The sequence below is a fragment of the Streptomyces sp. NPDC088733 genome (genome assembly GCF_044751185.1).
Taxonomy (GTDB): domain Bacteria; phylum Actinomycetota; class Actinomycetes; order Streptomycetales; family Streptomycetaceae; genus Actinacidiphila.
The window spans coordinates 502,254-522,500 of the sequence record NZ_JBIVLH010000002.1; the positions used below are offsets into that span (position 1 = coordinate 502,254).

Annotated in this window: 16 protein-coding genes and 1 pseudogene; 10 read left to right on the forward strand and 7 right to left on the reverse strand. The window is 74.3% G+C overall.

Going from position 1 to position 20,247, the window contains the following annotated elements; genetic code table 11:
* Positions 1-54: 54 nt before the first annotated feature.
* The 7 genes from ACIP64_RS05600 to ACIP64_RS05630 all read left to right on the forward strand — a co-directional run bounded on the left by ACIP64_RS05600 (position 55) and on the right by ACIP64_RS05630 (position 8,181).
* A complete protein-coding gene (locus tag ACIP64_RS05600) occupies positions 55-528 on the forward strand; it encodes an ATP-binding protein (protein ID WP_401582216.1) in 474 nt (157 codons plus the stop codon).
* 398 nt (positions 529-926) lie between these two features.
* Positions 927-3,032, forward strand: a complete 2,106-nt coding sequence (locus ACIP64_RS05605; protein ID WP_401582219.1) for a SpoIIE family protein phosphatase — start codon at positions 927-929, stop codon at positions 3,030-3,032.
* Positions 3,033-3,174: 142 nt separating this feature from the next.
* Positions 3,175-3,540, forward strand: a complete 366-nt coding sequence (locus tag ACIP64_RS05610; protein ID WP_401582221.1) for a hypothetical protein — start codon at positions 3,175-3,177, stop codon at positions 3,538-3,540.
* A 451-nt stretch (positions 3,541-3,991) separates the two neighbouring features.
* On the forward strand, positions 3,992-4,330 hold the full coding sequence (locus ACIP64_RS05615; protein WP_401582223.1) for an STAS domain-containing protein: 339 nt from the start codon (positions 3,992-3,994) through the stop codon (positions 4,328-4,330).
* 310 nt (positions 4,331-4,640) lie between these two features.
* The gene (locus ACIP64_RS05620) at positions 4,641-5,165 is read left to right on the forward strand and encodes an HAD-IIIA family hydrolase (RefSeq protein ID WP_401582225.1); all 525 of its coding nucleotides are present in this window, start codon (positions 4,641-4,643) and stop codon (positions 5,163-5,165) included.
* Between the two features lie 25 nt (positions 5,166-5,190).
* Positions 5,191-6,438: a glycosyltransferase gene (locus ACIP64_RS05625; protein ID WP_401582226.1), complete on the forward strand. Its 1,248-nt coding sequence runs from the start codon at positions 5,191-5,193 to the stop codon at positions 6,436-6,438.
* A gap of 183 nt (positions 6,439-6,621) precedes the next feature.
* Complete coding sequence (locus ACIP64_RS05630) at positions 6,622-8,181, forward strand: 4-hydroxyphenylacetate 3-hydroxylase family protein (RefSeq protein ID WP_401582229.1); 1,560 nt, start codon at positions 6,622-6,624, stop codon at positions 8,179-8,181.
* A gap of 10 nt (positions 8,182-8,191) precedes the next feature.
* Here the strand turns inward: ACIP64_RS05630 and ACIP64_RS05635 are convergent, their stop codons facing one another.
* From ACIP64_RS05635 to ACIP64_RS05645, 3 genes are all read right to left on the reverse strand, one after another.
* Positions 8,192-9,064, reverse strand: coding sequence for an NAD-dependent epimerase/dehydratase family protein (locus tag ACIP64_RS05635; protein ID WP_401582232.1), 873 nt, complete (start codon positions 9,062-9,064; stop codon positions 8,192-8,194).
* A gap of 200 nt (positions 9,065-9,264) precedes the next feature.
* The gene (locus tag ACIP64_RS05640; RefSeq protein WP_401582234.1) at positions 9,265-11,718 is read right to left on the reverse strand and encodes an ABC transporter permease; all 2,454 of its coding nucleotides are present in this window, start codon (positions 11,716-11,718) and stop codon (positions 9,265-9,267) included.
* Positions 11,712-12,449, reverse strand: a complete 738-nt coding sequence (locus tag ACIP64_RS05645) for an ABC transporter ATP-binding protein (protein WP_401582236.1) — start codon at positions 12,447-12,449, stop codon at positions 11,712-11,714. Before ACIP64_RS05645 ends, ACIP64_RS05640 begins: the two co-directional genes overlap by 7 nt.
* A 226-nt stretch (positions 12,450-12,675) precedes the next feature.
* Here ACIP64_RS05645 and ACIP64_RS05650 point away from each other — a divergent pair, with 226 nt between their 5' ends.
* Complete coding sequence (locus tag ACIP64_RS05650) at positions 12,676-13,938, forward strand: sensor histidine kinase (protein WP_401582400.1); 1,263 nt, start codon at positions 12,676-12,678, stop codon at positions 13,936-13,938.
* Positions 13,938-14,570, forward strand: a complete 633-nt coding sequence (locus tag ACIP64_RS05655; RefSeq protein ID WP_401582402.1) for a response regulator — start codon at positions 13,938-13,940, stop codon at positions 14,568-14,570. The genes ACIP64_RS05650 and ACIP64_RS05655 overlap by 1 nt, the downstream gene beginning before the upstream one ends.
* On the opposite strand, the gene ACIP64_RS05660 is transcribed toward ACIP64_RS05655, so the two are convergent.
* On the reverse strand, positions 14,555-15,031 hold the full coding sequence (locus ACIP64_RS05660) for an aquaporin (protein WP_401582404.1): 477 nt from the start codon (positions 15,029-15,031) through the stop codon (positions 14,555-14,557). The genes ACIP64_RS05655 and ACIP64_RS05660 overlap by 16 nt on opposite strands.
* On the reverse strand, positions 14,914-15,183 hold the full coding sequence (locus ACIP64_RS05665) for an aquaporin (RefSeq protein WP_401582238.1): 270 nt from the start codon (positions 15,181-15,183) through the stop codon (positions 14,914-14,916). The genes ACIP64_RS05660 and ACIP64_RS05665 overlap by 118 nt, the downstream gene beginning before the upstream one ends.
* Between ACIP64_RS05665 and ACIP64_RS05670 the strand changes: the two are divergent.
* Positions 15,134-15,415 (forward strand): annotated as a pseudogene (locus ACIP64_RS05670) (PLP-dependent aminotransferase family protein); the annotation flags it as partial. The gene ACIP64_RS05665 and the pseudogene ACIP64_RS05670 overlap by 50 nt on opposite strands.
* A 154-nt stretch (positions 15,416-15,569) precedes the next feature.
* Here the strand turns inward: ACIP64_RS05670 and ACIP64_RS05675 are convergent.
* Positions 15,570-15,992, reverse strand: coding sequence for a nuclear transport factor 2 family protein (locus ACIP64_RS05675; RefSeq protein WP_401582241.1), 423 nt, complete (start codon positions 15,990-15,992; stop codon positions 15,570-15,572).
* Positions 15,993-16,378: 386 nt separating this feature from the next.
* Entirely contained in the window at positions 16,379-20,200 is a 3,822-nt protein-coding gene (locus tag ACIP64_RS05680; protein ID WP_401582244.1) for a carboxypeptidase regulatory-like domain-containing protein, read from the reverse strand.
* Positions 20,201-20,247: the final 47 nt, after the last annotated feature.

The window sequence follows — 20,247 nt, forward strand, 5'->3', positions numbered from 1 at the left end:
CCTCGGGGGCACACGCATCGGAGCAGGTGTGGAAGCGGCACGGAGGCGGACGGGATGCACGAGGCTGTACACGGCGGTGACCGGACGTTTCCGGACACGCGACCGATCGCGGTGACCGCCGCCTACGAGGGCAGTGAGCAGATCGCGGAGGCCCGCGACCTCGCACGCGACTTCCTCACCGATGTGCAGGCGGTGCACGGACTGCCGGTCTCGGACCGGGTGATGGTGACGGTCCAGCTCGTGGTCAGCGAGCTGGTGACCAACGCCCGCAAGTACGCCCCGGGGCCGTGCCTGCTGACCCTGCAGATCAGCGAGGGCACGGTCGAGGTGACCGTGTGGGACAGCGACACGACGCTCCCGGTGGCCCGCGCCGCCGACGCCGACCGGGTCGGCCAGCACGGCCTGGAGATCATCATGGCCGTCTGCCAGAGCTTCGAGGTCCACCGGCAGCCCGTGGGCAAGCGCATCACCGCCCGCGTCGTGCTGGCCGACGCCCCGGACGGGGACATCGCGGGCCGCCACCCCTGACCGCCCGTACCGCCGCCGAGGCCGGACAGCCGGAACGCTTCGGACAGGAACCGCAGGCCGATCTGGACCGCCGCTCCGGCACCGGGACGACCGATGGTGTCGGCCGGCAGCGCGGCCGCGCCGAGGGCGAGCAGCAGGACGCCGAACGTCCTGTCCCCGTCCTGTTCGGAAGGCCGGGGGACGGAGACCTCGAAGGGGTTCTCGGGGCACCGCGGACCGCCTCCGCCGCGTAAATGACTCAGCCGGACGGCCCGCGGGTAGGCGAGCCGGAGAACGTCATCGGCACGCACGCGGTCGCGCGCCTCCGAGCAGGCGCGCAGTGACGGGCGGCCGCCGCACGGCACGGCCGGACTCCGGCCCGCGGCCGCCGCTCGGGTGGGGCGAAAGGAGAGCCCACGATGAGCGAAGTGGATCGCCGGCCACTCGACGTGGGCCATCGCGAGGCCGCGGCGCTGGGCCCCAGCGGGCTCATGGACATCCTCGGCGTCGCGGCGGTCCTGCTGGACGACGACGGCCGCATCGACATGTGGAGCCCCCAGGCCGAGGAGCTGTTCGGTTACCCGGCGAACGAGGCCGTGGGGCAGTACGCCGCGCTGCTGCTCGTGGACCCCCGGGACCAGGACGCCGCGGTCCGGCTGTTCGCGGAAGTGATGGAGACCGGCCGCAGCTGGGCCGGGGCGTTCCCGATCCGCTGCAAGGACGGCAGCACGCGGCTGGTGGAGTTCCGCAACGTACGGCTGTCGGACAGCGCCGGCGGCTGCCACGCGCTGGGGCTGGCCACCGACCGGTCGCGGCTGCAGACGATGGAGCGGGGCCTCGCCCTGGCCTACCAGCTGGTCGAGCAGTCGCCGATCGGCCTGGCGGTCATGGACACGGGCCTGCGGTACCTGTCGGTCAACCCCGCGCTGGCCCGGATGCACGGCCTCACCGAGGACGACCACATGGGCCGCGCCTTCCGGGAGGTGCTGCCGAGGGCCGAGTTCGGCCAGGCCGAGCGGACGCTGTGGGAGGTCCTGGACACCGGCGTCCCCGTCGTCGACCGGTACGTCGTCGGCCGCACCGCCGCGGACCTTGACCACGACCACGCCTGGGCCGTCTCGTTCTACCGGCTGGAGGACCAGAACGGACTCGTGCTGGGTGTCGCGTGCTCCGTGGTCGACGTCACCGACCGGCACAGCGCCACATTGGAGGCCGACCGTGCCCGCCGCCGCCTCGCCCTGATCGCGGACGGCTCGGCCCGGCTCGGCACCACCTTGGAGGTGGTGCAGACCGCGCGGGAGCTGGCGGACGTGGTCGTGCCGGAACCGGCCGACATGGCCGCGGTGGACGTGCTCGACGCCGTTCTCGAAGAGCAGGACGCCGAGCCCGCGGAGGACGCCCCGGTCTTCCGGACCCTGGCCTCCAAGACCACGCACTCCACGCGGGTGGCGCGTCTGCGCGCGGAACCGGAGACCGTCGTGACGTACCCGCCCGCCCATCTGGCGGCGCTCTGCGTGCGCACCGGCCGTCCGCAGTTGATCACGCACGTGGGCGACGGGGACCTGCTGCGCATCAGCCGCGACGAGGACGAGGCGGCCGACCTGGCCGAGGCGGGCGTGCACACGGCCATGGCGGTGCCGCTCATCGCCCGCGGCCGCGTCCTCGGAGTGCTCGGGCTGGGGCGTGCGCGCGATCCGCAGCCCTTCGACGAGGACGACGTGACCGTCGCCTGGGAACTGGCCTCCCGCGCCGCCGTGTGCATCGACAACGCCCGTCTGCACCAGCGCCTGCGCAGCACCGCGGAGACCTTGCAGCGCAGCCTCCTTCCGCAGCTGCGCCCCTGCCACCCCTGTCTGGAAGTCGCCGCCCGCTACCGTCCGGCGCAGGCCAGCAGCGAGGTCGGCGGCGACTGGTACGACGTCATCGCCCTGGAGGACGGCAAGGCCGTTCTTGTCGTCGGCGACGTCATGGGCAGCGGGGTCCCCGCGGCCACGACCATGGGCCGGCTCCGCACCGCCGCCTCGACCCTCGCCGTCCTCAACCTCGAACCGGCGCAGATCCTGGGCGAGTTGGACAAGAGCATCCAGGGGCGGGAGCACGCCGACCACTCCATCGCCACCTGCGTGCTGGCGGTCTTCGACCCGGAGCGCGGCGAATGCCGGGTCGCCAACGCCGGCCACCTCCCGCCGATCGTCGTGCGCGACGGGGAACGGCCCGAACTGCTCGACCTGCCGACGGGCACTCCGCTCGGGGTGGGCGGTGTGCCGTTCCAGAACACCGTGGTGCGCCTGGGTCCCGGCGACGCACTCGTCCTCTACACCGACGGGCTCGTCGAGACACGCGACCAGCCCATCGACGAACGCCTCTCGGTGCTGGTCGACCTCCTGCACCGCGAGGACCGCTCGGTGGAGGAGACCTGCGACCGGCTCCTCGCCGAACTGCGCCGGCCCGGATGCCGCGACGACGTCGCCCTGCTGATCGCGCGCTCCCGGCCCCGCCCGCCGGCCACGACGACGCCGTGCTGAGGACGAACGGCCGCACGCCCGGCCGCGGGCGGCACAATCCGGTCAATCGCGCCGTGGGCCCGCTCAGGGGGCGGTCCGGGGGTAGAAGTGAGCCGGGTGGCCGGACGGCCCGGACCCCGTGGCACCCGCCGTGGAGGCGTCGATGCGGGAGGACTGCGCGCTCAGCGTCGAGGAAGTCCGTGCGCTGAACGGGATCGAGGGCCTGCTGCGGCGCGACCGCGAACTCGCCCGGTGCCTGCGGACGATGCGGCCGCACACCCGCCGGCGGGACGCGGCGGCGCGCGTCGCCCGCCGGCCGCGCGCGCTTCTGGTGACCTTCCTGGGCGGGGCGAGCCTCGCCCTGCTGCCGGCGGCCGCGACGACCAAGGACGGTCCCCTGCTGTGGGCGTTCGGGGCCGCGTGGGTGGCCACCCTGCTCGCGGCGACCTGGCCGGCCACCGCCTGGTGGCGCCGGCGGGCGCGCCGCACGCGGGTACCGCGTCCGCGGCGCGGCACGCGCGGCGCCTGACGGCCGCGGACCGGGGCCCTGCCCGGCGGGCCTCCGGCGACGTGGCCCGCACCGCGGGCCGTGTTCCGGCCCGGCGGCGCCGAATTGCGGCGGGTGCGTGAACAGGGCGTGCGGGAAGTGTACGGATGGTCCGGAGGGAACGCGACGCCCCGCGTACCCCCGGCCCCGGTGAACCCGCAGGCGGGGGGCGGGGGTTAGGGTCCGTCCCCACGTGCGACCGGCGCTTTTCCGCGGATCGGGGCCCTGGCCCGCCCGGTGCCGCGGTGGGAGGGTGAGGGGACATCAGCCTGGTTTGGTACTCGTTCCGCGCCGTCCTCCCGGCCGCTTCACGGCCGGCGGAAAGGTACGGGCCACTTACTGGACTCCGCGTGCGCCGGTATGCACGCGGATGGCGGCAGTCGACCCCGACAGATGCCGCGATGGGCTCCGGCTCCCCGAAGGAGCAGGAACCATGACCACCGCCCTGACCGTGGAACCCGAGCGTCACGCCGATCGCCTCACCCTCAACCTGACCGGCGAGATGGACATCGACAGCTGCTCGCGTGTCAGCGACGCGCTCGATCTGGACGGCTGCACCTCCGTCGTCCTGGATCTGGCCGGACTGACCTTCATGGACTCGTCCGGGGTGAACCTCGTCCTCCGGCTGCGGCAGCGGCTCGCCCCCGAGGGCGTCCATCTCGCCCTCCACGGGGTGCAGGGCCAGCCCCGCCGCCTCGTGACGCTCGTCGGCCTGGAGACCGTCGTCGAGGTCGAGCCCGCGACCCGGACCGCACAGGCCTGGGCGCAGTAGCGGGCCCGGCGCCCGCGCCGCCGGCGTTCACCCGATCGGCGTAGGCGAAGGTGCCTCCGGGCGGGCGGGACCGGATGGTGTTGAGAGGCTTCCGCCACGTGTGACCGGTATCCGCCCCGACGGGAGGAGATCGAATGGCACGCCCTTCCCCGTTCCCCGGAAACCACACTCCCGCCCCCGGCCGCACCCCTCGCCGTCCGCGAGCGGTCCGGCCGTGACCAGCCGCTTCGGCACCTGGAACACCCACGGCCCCCCGCTTCCCTCCCCCGGGCCGTGGCTGTTCCCGGGAGCCGTACCCGCGGAGCCCCCCATGGGGTTCCCGCAGGCGGTGCTCTTCGACCGCGACGGGACCCTCGTCGTGGACGTGCCCTACAACGGCGACCCGGCGCGCGTCGTCCCCATGCCGACCGCCCGCGAGGCCGTGGCGGCCGTACGGGCGCAGGGGATCCCGGTGGGTGTGGTGAGCGACCAGTCGGGGGTGGGACGCGGGGTGCTGACATGGCGTCAGGTCGTCGCGGTGCAGCGGCGCGTGGAGGACCTGCTCGGGCCGTTCGCGCTGTGGGCGGTCTGCCCGCACTGGGACGAGGTCTGCGACTGCCGCAAACCCGCGCCCGGCCTGGTGCTCGCGGCCTGCGACTGGCTCGGCATACCCCCCGCGCAGGCCGCCGTCATCGGGGACATCGGCGCCGACACGGCCGCCGCCCGGGCCGCGGGCGCGCGCGGGGTGCTCGTCCCCACCCCGGTCACCCTGCCCGAGGAGGTCCGGGAGGCCGAGGTACTCGCCTCCGACCTGCTCCAGGCCGTACGGCTGGTGCTGCCGGAGCCCGCACGGTGAGCACGACGGGATGGGAGGTGCGCCCATGAACAGCCGCAGCACCGCCGACTCCATGGCGATCGCGCTCGTCTCCGAGCACGCGAGCCCCCTGGCCGTGCCGGGCGGACCGGACGGCGACGGGCCCCACGCCCATGTCGTGCGGCTGGCCGCCGCCCTCGCCGGGCGGGGCCACCGGGTGACCGTGCACGTCCGGCGTGACGCGCCGGGCCTGCCGGACGTGGTGCCGCTGTGCGAGGGCGTCGAGGTCCACCACGTCCCCGCCGGGCCGCCGCGGCCGCTGACCGAGCACGAACTGCTGCCCCACATGGCGGAGTTCGGGCGCGCCCTGACCCGGCTCTGGCGCCTGCGGCAACCGGACATCGTGCACACGCACTTCTGGATGTCGGGCCTGGCCTCGCTGCGGGCGGCCGGTCAGCTGGGCATTCCGCTGGTGCACACCTTCCACGCCCTCGGCACGGTCACGCGGCGGTACGAGGCGGCGCCCGGCGGCGCCCGGCCGGCCGACCTCGTCGTCCGCGAGACCGAACTCGGCCTGGCCTGCGACCGGGTGATCGCCGTCTGCCGTGAGGAGGTCGGGGAACTGGTGCGGATGGGCATTCCGGTGCACAGGATCAGCGTCGTCCCCCGGGGCGTCGACACCGACCGGTTCACCCCGATCGGCCTCGCCGCCCAGCGCGGCCCCGCACACCACCGGCTGCTCCAAGTGGGCCCGCTGACCGCACGCAGGGGCATCGCGGTCTCCGTCGCCGCGCTGACCCGGCTGCCCGGGACCGAGCTCGTCGTCGTCGGCGGTCCGGCCGCGGACCGCCTCAGCGGCGACCCCGAGGTGCGCCGGCTGCTCGACCTGGCACGGGACATGGGGGTCGGCGACCGGGTCCGGTTCACCGGCGGCGTGCCCGGCACCGCGGTGGCGCCGCTGATCCGCAGCGCGGACGTCGTGGTCTGCCCCGCGGACTACGCGCCGTTCGGCAGCGTGCCGTTGGAGGCCATGGCCTGCGGCAGGCCCGTGGTGGCCAGCGCGGTGGGCGGCCACCTGGACACCGTGGCCGACCCGGGCACGGGGCGCCTGGTGGCGCCGCACTCCCACGCCGCCCTGGCACAGGCGGTCGGCGGGCTGCTCGCCTCCCCCGGCACCCGCAGGGTGTGCGGGGCGAACGGGCGCCGACGTGCCCTGACCCGGTTCGCCTGGCCCCGGGTGGCGGCGATGACCGAGCGGGTCTACCAGGGCGTCCTCGTCCCCGACGAGGTGGCCTGGGCCGTAACGCCCGCCTGACCGCCCCTGCGTACGCCCTCCCTTGACAGAGCCGCCACTGGGCGGTTTTGTGGGTTTTTACGTAATAAGCGGCTTGCGTCCGTCCTGCGGGTGCGGCCTTCGGGCGGCGGGCACGCGACGAAAGGGGCAGCCGATGGGTGTCGGCGCGACGGCACACCCCGCGGCGACCGACGGGGCCTCCGCATGACCGCTCCGGACGGCGACCCGGCCGCAGTCCGCGTCACGCGCCCGCTGACCGGGGAGGAGTACGTGGAGAGTCTCCGCGACGGCCGGGAGATCTACCTGTACGGGGAGCGCGTCCGGGACGTGACCACGCACCCGGCGTTCCGGAACACCGTCCGCATGGCGGCCCGCCTGTACGACGCGCTGCACGACCCGGCCGCAGGGCCCGTGCTCACCTGCCCCACCGACACCGGCAGCGACGGGCGCACCATGCGTTACTTCCGCGCGGCCCGCAGCGCGGCGGACCTGGTCGGCGACCGGGACGCCATCGCCGCGTGGGCCCGGCTCACGTACGGCTGGATGGGCCGCAGCCCCGACTACAAGGCGGCGTTCCTCGGCACGCTCGGCGCGAACGCGGACTTCTACGCCCCCTACCAGGACAACGCCCGCCGCTGGTACCGCGAGTCGCAGGAGAAGGTCCTGTACTGGAACCACGCGATCATCCATCCGCCCGTCGACCGCGACCGGCCTCCCGACGAGGTGGCCGACGTGTTCGTGCACGTCGAGAAGGAGACGGACAACGGACTGGTCGTCAGCGGCGCCAAGGTCGTGGCCACCGGATCGGCGACCACGCACATGAGCTTCGTCGCGCACTCCGGCCTGCCCCTCAAGAAGCGCGCGTACGCGCTGGTCTGCGCGATCCCGCTGAACGCACCGGGGACGAAGCTCATCTGCCGCCCCTCGTACGCGATGAACGCCGCGGTGACCGGCAGCCCCTTCGACCACCCGCTGTCCAGCCGCCTGGACGAGAACGACACCGTCCTCGTGCTCGACAAGGTCCTCGTGCCCTGGGAGAACGTGTTCGTCCACGGCGACCCGGAGAAGGCGGACGCCTTCCTGCCCGCGTCGGGCTTCCTGCCGCGCTTCGCCTTCCAGGGATGCGTCCGGCTGGCGGTCAAGATCGAGTTCCTGGCCGGGCTGCTCCTCAAGGCCCTGGACATCACCGGGACCTCGGACTTCCGCGGGGTGCGGACCCGGGTCGGCGAGGTGCTCGCCTGGCGGAACCTGATGTGGGCGCTCACCGACTCCATGGCGCACAACCCCGACCCGTGGGTGGGCGGCAGCGTGCTGCCCAACCTCGACGCGGGCCTGTCCTACCGCTGGTTCATGACCCAGGGGTATCCCCGGATCAGGGAGATCGTCGAACAGGACCTCGGCAGCGGGCTGATCTACCTCACCTCGCACGCCGCCGACTTCAAGAACCCTGACGTCCGCACCTACCTCGACCGCTACATGCGCGGCTCGAACGGCTACGACGCCGTGCACCGCGCCAAGGTCATGAAGCTCCTGTGGGACGCCGTCGGCACGGAGTTCGGCGGCCGGCACGAGTTGTACGAGCGCAGCTACAGCGGCAACCACGAGGCGGTCCGGCTGGACATCCTCACCGCGCAGGACGCGACGGGCCTCACCGAGGCCTACCGCGGCTTCGCCGACACCTGCCTCGCCGAGTACGACCTCGACGGCTGGCTCTCCCCCGACCTGATCGACCCCGACGACGTGAGCGTCATCGGCGGCTCCTGAACCCCGGGGATCAGGCGCCCTGCGCCGCGAAGCCGGTGCGCCAGGTCGGGTACCCGGGCCGCCACCCCCGCGAGCGGGCCAGCGCGTTGGAGGCGCCCCGCGCCCAGTCCTGCCGCCCCGATGTCGCGACCGGTGCGGGCACGCCGAGGGCGTCCGCCAGGACCGGCAGCCACGCGCGGGCCTGCGCAGGCTCGTCGTCCACGATGTTGACCGGCCCGGAAGGCCAGTCGAGGGCGGCGACGGCGGCCCGTGCGGCATCGGCGACATGCAGGAACGAACTCACGGACAGATCCGCCTCGATGCTCCCGAGGAACCGCGCGGACGGATCGCCGGCCAGGGCCGCGGCCACGGCGCCGCCCGGCGCGTACCAGGTGCCGGGGCCGTACAGGACGCCGTAGCGCAGCACCACCGCCGCCTCCATGACGGCCGCCGTGTCCTCCAGCGCCCGCAGGCCGTCGACCAGCGCTCCGCGGGGTTGCGGCGCGCCGATGTCCAGCGGCTCGGACTCGTCGGCCCGCCCCTCCCCCGCCGCGTACGCCCAGGAGATCGACTGGGCCACGATCCTGGTGACGCCGCCGGCCACGGCCGCGTCCACCAGGTGGCGCGTGCCCTCCCGGCGGAGCCGGTTGGTCGCCTCCCCGTCGGCGCCGGACAGGTCGGTGAGCTGGTGGACGACCGCGTCGGGCGCGGCCGCGGCCACGATCCGCCGCAGACCGTCCCGGTCGAACACATCGCCCTGCACGGCCGACGCGCCCTGGCCACGTACACTCTCGGCACCCTTGGGCGTGCGGGAGATTCCCGTGACCTGGTGCCCGGACTCCAGGAGCAGCGGAACAAGCAGCCGCCCGACCGCTCCGGTGGCACCCGCGACCAGAACACGCATGAGGGATCACTCCTTTTCACGGTCGCGGCGGCGGCCCGCCGACGGACAGGGGCGAGGGTAACAGGGAGGGGGACATATCCCCTGAAACAGGGCTGCGACGGTGCGGGACCCGCGGCCCGTGCCGGACAGCACGGGCACCGCCCCCGACCGCCTTCGCCCATACACGGCCTTCCTGGGCGGACACCGCGCCCGGCGCGGGGTCACTCCCGCGTTCCCGCGAGTGCCACCGCGGGACGCCGCAGCGCGAGTCCGGCCCCCACGGTCGACGCGAGGACGGCGAGGACCGCGCACGCGCCCGCGGCCGCCCCGACAGCCGCCCAGGGCAGCTCGATGGGAGCGCTCACCGACAGCAGGGCGAGCGCCCACCGCATTCCCGAGAGGTTGAGTACGGCCACGGCCAGGCCCAGGAGTGTCCCCACCGCGACCACCACGAGGGACTCGGCCCCCACCAGCCGCAGCACCTGCCGATACGTGCCCCCGGCCAGCCGCAGCGCGGCCAGCTCGCGCACCCGGTCGGAGGTGGCCATCACTGTGGTGTTGACCAGGGAGACAGCTGTGTAAATCAGGGCGATGCCGAGGACGAGTACAAAGCCGAGCCACGTCGTACGGTCGTTCTCCGGCCGCGCTGCCGCGAGCCACTCGTCCCGGGAGAGCACGCGACCGCCGGCAGGCTCGACCGCCTTGCGCAGCAAGGTACTCACCTCGCCGGAATCCGCGCCCTTCGCCAGGGCCACGTCCACCCGGTCGACGACGGCACCGGGAGCGTTGGCGGGAGTGACCCAGACACCGTTGCCGCCCGTGCCGACCGCCATCACCGCCGCAATGCGCAGCGTCCTCCTGGTGCCGTTCCCGAGCCAGACCTGGACGCGCCCGCCGACGGAGTGCCGTTCCCATTCCTCGTTCACGACGATCGACCCGTCGTCGAGATCGGCCGCGTTCCCCGCGACGAGTGGCAGCCGGGTGGTGGCGGCGAAGGCCCCGGGGTCGGCTGCCCGCGCCTCGGACCTGATCAATGCCGGGCCGTCCTCCAGGACGAACACCTCGCTCGCCGCCGACGGCCACACCTGCGCCCCGGGCACGCCGCGCAGCCGTCGCAGGGTCCGCGCGTCGAAACCCGCACCGTCCGGGGCGGTGACCACGTAGGCGGCGGTGGTCCGTTGGCGTATCTCGACGGCCCTGGCCCCGTCGAGGGTGGCGGTGCTGCCGAGCAGTGACCCCGTGAGGGCGACCATCACCAGGACGGGCGCGGCGACCGCGGCGGTGCGGCGCACCCCGGCTGCGGCGCCCTCGCCCACCAGCATGCCGACGGCACCGGGCAGCCGGCCGGACACGCGGGCCAGGAGGCGGGCCGGTGGACGCACCACGACGGGCGCGAGCAGGGCGGCCGCCGTGATCAGCAGCAGCGGGCGGCTCACGTACGTCTTGCGGTGCAGAAGGTCGCCGGGGTCGCCGGCCAGGCCGGCACCGAGGGTCACCACGGCGGTCAGCAGCAGCCCGGCGCCGAACACCCACCGGCCCCACGTCATCGCTTCGGGGTCGGCGGAGGCTTCGCGCAACGCCTGCACGGGGCCGGTCCGGCCGGCCCGCCAGGAGGCCGCGGCGGCACCGCCCAGGGCGACGAGCAGGCCCGTCCAGAAGGCCGCCTGGTAGGGCCAGCTGTGGTCCTTGACGGTGAACCAGCCCGGTGCCAGTCCGTGCTCGACCACCGACGCGGCCAGCCGCGGCGCCGCGTACGCCCCGAGCAGGCAGCCCGTCGTCGAGGCGACCACGGCGACCAACAGGGATTCGGTCAGCACCATCCGGCGGAGCAGGCCGGGAGTGGCGCCGGCGGTGCGGAGCAGCCCGAACTCACGGCGGCGCTGGGCGACCGAGAAGGCGAACGTGGAGGCCACAACAAACACCGACACGAAGGCGGTGACGCCGCCGGCTGTGCCGAACAGGGCGTTCATCGCGGTCACCGCCTCGCCGTCGCGGCCGGGATCGGCGTCGGCGTAGCGCCGGTCGTTCCCAGTGAGTACCCGGGCGCCGCTGCCGCGGACCGCCTCCCGTACCGCGGTGGCGTCCGCGTCGACCACCGCCTGCCGGCTGACGGGACACAGCCGGGCGGCACGTGCGTCGGTATAGAAGACGGCATGCTCGAAACCACGCTCCGACACGGCACCCACGACGCGGACGGTGCCCCGGTCGGTGCGCACACGCGTGCCCGGCACGGCCCAGCCACCGCTCACGACGACCTCGTCGTCCGCGCGGGGCGCGCGTCCCGCGGTGAGCACGTAGGGGGCGAACGCAGCGGTGGACCAAGGGTGTCCCACAAGGTCACCGGGTCCGCCCTCGGCCCGTACCGGGAACGACCGGTCCTCGACGACCGGACCGAACCCCCGCAGCACGGCGAGCGTCGTGACGGGCACGCCACGCGGCTGTGCGAGCGCGTGCGTCCGCACACCCCTCGGCGTGCTCACGCGCAGGGTGTCCTGCCCCCGGACCACGACCGGAGCCGCGGCGAAACGCTCGGGCCGCCGTTCGGGCGCGTCCTGGGAGGAGGCGAGGACCAGTCCGGTCACGGCCAGCAGCGCGACCCCCAGCGACAGCGCGACGAAGCTGCCGGCGAAGGTGGCCCAGCGGGTGCGCAGGGTGCTCAGGGCGACGCTCAGCACGGCACGGCCTCCAGCCCGGTCATCCGCGTGGCGATGTCGTCCGCGCTCGCCGCGGCCAGTTCGCCGTGGACGCGGCCGTCGACGAGGAACACGACACGGTCCGCGCAGGCGGCGGCCACCGGGTCATGGGTGACCATCACGACGGTGCGGCCTTCGTGGTCGACCATGCCGCGCAGCAGGTTCAGCACCTCGCGGCCGGCCCGCGAGTCCAGGGCACCGGTCGGTTCGTCACCGAAGAGCACCTCGGGGCGGGTGATCAACGCGCGGGCCAGGGCAACCCGTTGCTGCTGGCCACCGGACAACTCCGCAGGCCGGTGCCCGGCACGGTCGCCCAGGCCGACCTGCCGCAGCGCTTCGCGCACCGTGGCACGGGAGGGCCGGCGGCCCGCGAGTCGCAGCGGGAGCGCGGCGTTCTGCTCGGCGGTCAGCGACGGCAGCAGGTTGAACGCCTGGAAGACGAAGCCGATCCGCTCGCGGCGCAGCCGGGTCAGCCGTCTCTCGCCGAGCGACGTCAGCTCGGTGTCGCCGAGCCGTACCGACCCCGAAGTGGGCCGGTCAAGGCCCGCGGCGCACTGGAGGAGAGTCGACTTGCCGGAGCCGGAGGGTCCCATGACGGCGGTGAAGGTGCCTCTGGCAAAAGCGAGCGAGACCTCGTCCAGGGCCGTCACGGCACTGTCCCCGGAGCCGTGGCGCTTGCTGACGGAGCGCATTCTGATGGCGTCGTCGTTCATGTGTCCCCCTTCGTTCGGGCCGCGTCTCCCCCCGCGGGGTGTTCCGGGGCGCGGCGTCTCCCGGGTGACTCCACGAAATCCCGCCGGGCGGCCGTGGCGCATTGGGGCAGGGGGGAGAGTCGGGGTGGGGCCAGGCATACCCCCGTTCCTCGCGCTGGGCCGATGGTCCGGCCCGCACGGGGGGCCTACGGTGATCCGCATGCATCCCGGAAATGTGTGGCAGGCGATGTCCGGACGCGGCTTCCTGCTGTCCGCGTGGCCGTGGCGCTCAGTGGCCTACCTGCTGACCGGGGTGGTCGCGGGCGCCGTCACCCTTGTGGGGATCGTGACCGCGGCGGCCGCCGGGACGGTACTCGCCGTCGTCCTCGTGGGCCTGCCGCTGCTCGCGCTCACCGCGCTCGCGGGGCTTCCCGTCGCCGTGCTGGAGCGGGCGAGGCTGCGCCTGATCGACCGCGAACCCGCACCGGGGCCCCATGTGACGCCCGCGGAAGGTGGGTTGTGGGCCTGGCTGACGACGCGGCTGCGGGAGCGGGCGACCTGGCGGGAACTCGGTTACGCCGTCCTGTTCGCGGGGCTGCTGTGGCCGGTGGAGGCACTCGTCGTCACCGTCGCACTGGCCGTCCCGCTCTCGCTGGTCGCCGCCCCGGTGCTGATGGCGACCGTCGGTGAGGGGCACGAGGCGAAGGTGCTCAAGCAGTGGACCGTCACCACATGGCCCGCAGCATGCGGCGCGGCCGTGCTGGGGCTGGTGCTGCTCGCGCTCGGCGCGTACGTCATGGGCGTCGCCGCGGGCGCACGGGCCGGACTCACCCGCCTCCTCGTCGCTCCGGGCGACCGCGATCCGGGCGCCCGGATCGTCGAACTGACCCGGTCCCGCGTACGCCTGGTCGACGCATTCGAGGCGGAGCGGCGCAGGATCGAGCGCGACCTTCACGACGGGGCGCAACAGCGCCTCGTCGCCCTGACCATGGCCTTGGGCCTGGCGCGCCTCGACGCACCGCCCGGCCCCCTGGCCGAACAGCTCGCCAGGGCCCATGAGGAGGCGGGCAGGGTCCTGGAGGAACTGCGCGAACTCATCCACGGCGTCCACCCGCGGGTCCTGGCCGACTTCGGCCTGGAGGCGGCCGTGGCCGACGCCGCCGACCGCTCCGCCGTCCCCGTCGACGTGGACCTCGAACTGCCCGGACGGCTGCCCCGCGCGGTCGAGGCCGCCGCCTACTTCGTGGTGCGCGAGGCCCTGGTCAACGTCGCCCGGCACAGCGCCGCCGACCGGGCGGAGGTGAGCGGCGGCCACCGCGACGGGCGCCTCGTCCTCCAGGTGCGGGACGCGGGCCGGGGCGGCGCCGAGCCCGGTGCGGGCAGCGGGCTGACCGGGCTCGCCGACCGGGTCTCCGTACTGGATGGGAGACTCTCACTGTCCAGCCCGCCCGGCGGACCGACCCTGCTGCGTGTGGAGATTCCTTGCGAGTGGACCGAGACCTCCGCGTAGTGCTGGCCGAGGACAGCGTGCTGCTGCGGGAGGGGCTGACGGGCCTGCTCGACCGCTTCGGGCACCGGGTCGTGGCCGCCGTCGGCGACGCCGACGCGCTGCTCGCGGCCGTGGACGAGCACTCCCCGGACATCGTGGTGACGGACGTCCGCATGCCGCCCGGCTTCCAGGACGAGGGCCTGCGGGCCGCGGTGCGGCTGCGGCAGACGCGGCCCGCCCTCCCCGTCCTCGTCCTCAGCCAGTACGTGCAACGGGCCTACGCCGCGGAACTGCTGGACTCCGGCGACGGAACGGGCCTCGGGTATCTGCTCAAGGACCGGGTCGGCCGCGTCGGGGAGTTCGTCGAGGCGCTGTGCGAGGTCGCGGCCGGCGGCACGGTCGTGGATCCCGAGGTCGTCCGGCAGTTGCTGCGCCGCCGCCGCGGTCCGCTGGAGCGGCTCACCCCGCGCGAGCGGGAGGTCCTGGCGCTGGTCGCGGAGGGCAGGTCGAACGGGGCGATCGCCCGCGAACTGGTCGTCTCCGAGGCGGCCGTGGGCAAGCACATCGGCAGCATCCTCTCCAAACTCGACCTCCCCCCGGCCGACGAGACCCACCGCCGGGTCCTGGCCGTCCTGACCTACCTGCGGGCCTGAGAACGTGCCCGGGCCCGACCCTGCGGATCCGCCTCGTGCGGACGGGGCACCCGGAGGGTCCGGGGGCCGAAAGGCCAAGGCGTGCGGCCGCGCCGCGCGAGCAGGCGGTGGAGCCAGGCCCCGGCGACCGCGCCGAGGACCGGCGCGACCAGGTAGATCCACAGGTCGGTGGTCTGCCCGGAGAGCACGGCGGGGCCGAACTGCCGGGCGGGGTTGATCGATCCCCCGCTGCGGGGCCCGAGGAGGACGATCACCAGCCCGACGGACAGCCCGATGGCACAGGGCACCCGGTAGGCCCGCCCGGGACGGGCCATGACGAACCCGACGACAAGGATCAGGAGCATCATGCCTGCGGCCTCCGCGAGGAAGACGGACGCGGGGTGCCAGTCGACCGCGGGCCTGATCGCCGCATGGGCGACCGCCGGGCGGGAGATCGCGGGACCCCAGACCAGACGTCCCAGGCCGTGCCCGCTGCGGAGCCGGCGAACTGGGCGAGCGCGTAGGGCAGGACGGCACGGCCCGGGAAGGCGCCCATGACCCACAGGGCGACCGTCACCGCCGGATTGGTCGCGGCGCTGGCGCGCAGGGCCCCCGCCGTCCGCATGACCGGCATGGCGGCGGGACTCCAGGGAGTCCTCGAACTGCCCCGCGGGACGGAGCGCCCGGTGGTCGAGGCGGCGGCACGGCGGGGCCTGGCGGTCAGCGGGCTGGCGGAGTTCCGGCACGACATCGCCGGTTCCGAGGCTCAAGTGCCGGAGCGGGACGGGCTGGTCGTCGACTACGCGGCACCCTCGGAGAGCGCGTGGGCGGGCGCGCTGGACGCGCTCTGCGCCGTGCTGCCGTGAACCCCGCGCACCTCTCCGGGTGGGCGAGCGCGCCGGCGGCGGGGCCGTCCAGGAACGCCGGACCGGCGGGGCAGCGGCAGGAACCCCTCCGTCCGCATCCTTCGCGGTTGACAAGCCGGTCCGTCGTGGACAGCCCATCCCGGTAAGCGCGGGGCTAGGAAACGCCCTTGCGCAACGACGCGATGAGGCGGTCGAGATCCCCGCGTGCCGTGTATCGACGGATCGGGTCGATGTAGTCGCGTGACTCGATGATCTGACCGTCCCGCACACGCATGACGAAGACGCAGGGAACCTTGGCCACGGAGTCGTCCGGCAACGTGAACTCGTAAGCGAACTCGGCGACGATCACTTCAGGATCGGCGGTCTCGTGGACGACGACATCGACGACACGCCTCTTCGGCAAGGACTCCCGGACTTCCGGCGGCACCGTGAAGTGCTCCCGGAGCGCACGCCGACTCGTCAACGGCTCGGACTCCGGCATCGCCATCGGATGCCGGACATCGGTGACCTCGCCGTACAGGTCGGGCAACTCGCTTGAGTTCCCGTCGGCGACCCCGTGGACAAGCCGGAGGAACACCTCGCGCGGACTCGGACTCACAAGACCCCCCACGTCATACGCACAGGCGGCCAACGATCATTGTCGCCGGATGCCGGCCCGTACTGCCGACTGTCTCGAGCAGCAGTACCCCACCCGTCCGCCCCCCACCCGTGGCGCTGGACGCCGACATGCGGTCTTCACCTGAGAAGTGCTCCTTCGACACCAACGGCCAGGACCCTCCGCACGTCTCATCGTTGCCGGTCAGAAGCGCTACACGCGTCTCCGAGCAAGCGGTGGACGCCGCCGCTCGTGGCAGCATGACAGCCCGAAGTCAACGCAGGCATGCTCCCGCCCTGGTACGGCAGGGGCCCCTCGGACAGGTCGGGTGACCTGTCCGAGGGGCCCGGTACCGTGCGGGAACCGCGTCAGCGGCCCGCGGGCTTCACGACGTGCAGGGCGACCGGGACCGGCGGCACCCAGTACGGGGTGTCGGTCCGCAGCAGCAGCGACGCCGTCAGGTCGCCGGGACGCCGGATGTCGCGGGCGTCGAACGCGACCGTGAACGTCGCGCTCCCGCCCGGCCGCAGCGTCAGCCGGCCGGGGTGCTCCGACAGCCAGGCCACGTCCGTCTCCGTCCGGTCCCAGCCCGGCAGTTGCCGGGCGGTGGCCACGGGGACGGGGAAGCGGCTCTGGTTGCTGCCGCCGACCTGGTACATCCCCGGGGCGCCGCCGCCGCGGTAGACCGCGGTGGGGGCGTCCGGCAGCCGGGTCCAGCTGTCGGTGCCCGGGTCGTAGGCGTAGCCCTCGGGGGTGAGGACGCGGTTCACGCCGACCCGCTTGAAGCCGCCGGAGACCAGGAGCCGTCCGTCGGCCGCGGCGTACGAGGCGGTCGCCAGGCCCACGGGCATGGCGGCGACGGGCTGCCAGCTGTCGGAGGCCGGGTCGTAGGCGTAGGCCGCGCCCGTCTCGACGTAGTCGTGGTTGCCGCCGGCGCAGTAGAGCTTGCCGTTGACGGCGCCGCACGACTCCCAGCTGATCGTCTGCGGGTAGTCGGCCGCCCGGGACCATCTGCCGGTGGCCGGGTCCAGCACGAAGACGGTGCTGGAGCAGTCCGTGTTGGTGCATCCGCCGACAACGTAGAGGCGGCCGTCGAGCACGGCGCCCGCCGCGCCGTAGTGGCCCTCGGGGATGCTCGGGCCGGCCGACCACGTGTCGCGGACCGCGTCGTAGACCTGGGTGGTCGAGCTGACCTGCTCGCCGGGTCCCCAGCCGCCCACGGTGTAGAGGCGGTCGCCGACGAAGCCGTGCGCGGTGGCCTGGCGCGGTTCCGGCGCACTCGCGCCGCGGTGCCAGGTGCCCGCCCCCGGGTCGAGGACGTACAGGTCGCCGGTCGGGGTGTCGCCGTCGCCCGTGCCGAGCGCGGAGTACAGCCGTCCCGCGTGGCTCTCCACCGCGTTGTCCATCACCGCGGCCGGCAGGTCGGGCAGGGAGCGCCAGGCGGTGCCGGGCGCGGCGGAGTCCGGGCCGGTGCCGGTGCGCTCACCGAGCCGGAGGGTGAGCGGAGCGGTCCCGGTGTTGCGCACGGTGACCTTCCGGGTGACCTTGCCGCCCGGCGTGGTGGTCGCGTCGATGTGCGTCACGCGGGTCGTCAGCCGCCCGGCCCTCAGCGCGAACGAGGCCTGCGACGTCCGGTCCGCGGGGACCGCGACGGTGCGGGAGGCCGTGCTGTACGAGGGCTTGCCCGCGGCCACCTGGTGGCTGCCGCTGCCGGGGACGAACAGCCGGTACAGGCCGTCGCCGACCCGCGGGTCGCCCGCGGTGGCCAGGGTGGGTGCGACGTTGCCGGAACCGGAGCGCACCTGGGCGCCGATCAGCCCGCGCCGGGTGTTGGCGTCGGTGACGAGGCCGGTGAGCAGCCCGCCCCGGACCGGGGTCAGGACGCGCTCGGCGACCGTCACGTCGTCCACCGCCCACAGCAGGCCGGGACCGGTGAAGTGGAAGCGCGCCTGCACCGCGCGCTCGCCCGCCCAGTCGCTGAGCGGGATCTCCACCCGCCCGCTGCCCCACCCCTGGTCCTGGTGCCACACCGTGGTCCAGGTCCTGCCGCCGTCGGCGGTGACCTCCACGTCGCCGCGCTGCTCCGCGGAGCCCTCGTAGTCGGTGCTGAACGCCAGCTCCGGGTCACCGGCGCGGCCGAAGTCCCAGACCGGGCCGGTCAGTACGGTGTCCATGGCCACGTCCCAGCCGGCGTGGTCGTTGTCGGCGACGGCGAACCCGCCGGAACCGCCGGTGTTGTTGCCCCGGCCGGCCGGGTCGTCGAACGACCAGCCGTGCCCGGTGCCCGCGAGGTCCGTCACGCTCCAGCCCTTCGGCGGGCCGGACGGCGAGTCGAAGGACTCGGTGCCCAGGGTGTCCACACGCAGCCGGTACGCCGGGTTGCCGGTGGCCCAGGTGTCGGCGGGCAGTCCCAGCCCCACCCTCAGGTCCGCGCCCCGCACGGCGACCTGCCGGGTCAGGGAGCGGTAGTCCGGGTCGTCGCCGACCACGTGCAGGGTGTAGGTGTGGTTCTCGGGCAGGTCGAGGCGGTAGGCGCCGGTGACGGCGTCGGACCACACCGGGGCGCCCGGGACGCCGTCCACGGTGATCTTCGCGTGCAGCGGCCAGCCGTGCCCGGAGGCGTCGGTCACGGTGCCCGACACGCGGTGGGTGGCGAGTTTGCGCAGCACGAGGTCCCGTGTCGCGGTGGCGCCGTCGGCGACGTCGACCTGCGTGGCCGCGCCCGGCGCGTAGCCGTAGGCGGTGATGGCGAGTTCGTGGCGGCCTGCGGGCAGCGGGAGGGTGTAATGGCCCTCGCTGTCGGTGGTCGTGGTGAACAGGCCCGCCGTCACCGTGGCGTCGGCGACGGGGGCGTGCGAGGCCCGGTCGGTGACGGTGCCGGAGAGGGTGCCGTGCGGCCCCATCCGGAAGGCGTTCAGGCCGCTCGGGGTGCCGAGGCCGGTGGGACCGTCGTAGCCGGGGCCCGCCGTGCACAGGTAGGCGGGGGCGCAGCGGCCGTTGCTGCCGTCGGTGACGTCGTTCAGGCCGCCGGCGGCATACGGGTAGACGTTGGGGTGGGTGCCGGCGACCGGGGTGCCGGCGTTCGCGTACACACCCGCGATGATCGGCGCGGAGGCACTGGTGCCGCCGGCCACGCCCCAGCCGCCGGAGCCGTAGCTGTCGTAGACCGCGACACCGGTGGCCGGGTCGGCCACGGCCGCGACGTCGGCGACGGTGCGCCCGGCGCATCCGGTGTCGTGCTGGAAGGCGGGCTTGGGCTCGTAAAGGGAGCAGCCGGATCCGGTGCCGCCGCCGTCGTGGTCCCACACGGACTCGGTCCAGCCGCGGGAGGTCCCGGCGCTCCTGGTGAGCGAGGTGCCGCCGACCGCGGTGACGTACGGGGAGGCCGCCGGGTAGGCGACGCCGTAGCGGGAGTCGCCGGACGAGGCGATGATCGCGACGCCCGGGTGGTCGTAGTGGACGTCGAGGGCGGACTCGGCCGGGTCCTCCGGGAAGAAGGCGTAGTTGGAGCCGTAGGAATTGGAGACGTACTGCGCGCCGAGCGCGACGGCCTGGTCCACGGCGGCACCGAGGTCGTCACTGGTCGGGGTGTCGGCCTCGACCAGGACGATGCGGGCGTTGGGGGCCACCGCGGAGACCATGTCGAGGTCGAGGGAGATCTCGGTGGCCCAGCCGGGGTCGGGGTCGGGGTAGTCGGTGCCGCCGCGCTGGTCGGCCTTGGTGAAGCAGCCGTTGGCGGCGGTGCAGGCGGGCAGGCCGTACTGGGCGCGGTAGACGGCGAGGTCGGCCTCGGCATCGGGATTGTCGTAGGCGTCGACGATCGCGATGGTGCGTCCCTCGCCGCCGTTCGCGGGCAGGGCGTAGGCGCTGAGCAGATCGGCGGGCCCGAAGCCCTCGGGGGCGGCCTGTCCGGCGGTCCGCAGGCCCTTCCGGGCCGGGACGTCGGTGCGCCGGAGGCCGAAACAGCTGAACTCGTGCGGCTTCGCGGGCCCGCAGAGCGGTTCGACATGGCCGGGCTGGGTGCGGGCGGACGCCTTCGGCGAGGCGGGGGCGGTCTCGGCGGCGGTCGCCGGAGCCGGCCCCGTGGCACCGAGCGCGGCCACCGCCGCGAGCACCATGGCACTCGCCGTTCCCGCGCCGAGGGCCGACCGTCTCCCTCGACGCGGCACGATCCGGTTCAATATGGACAAAGCACAACTCCCGTGGACATCCTGCGGCGGCGGCAGACACCGCCCCT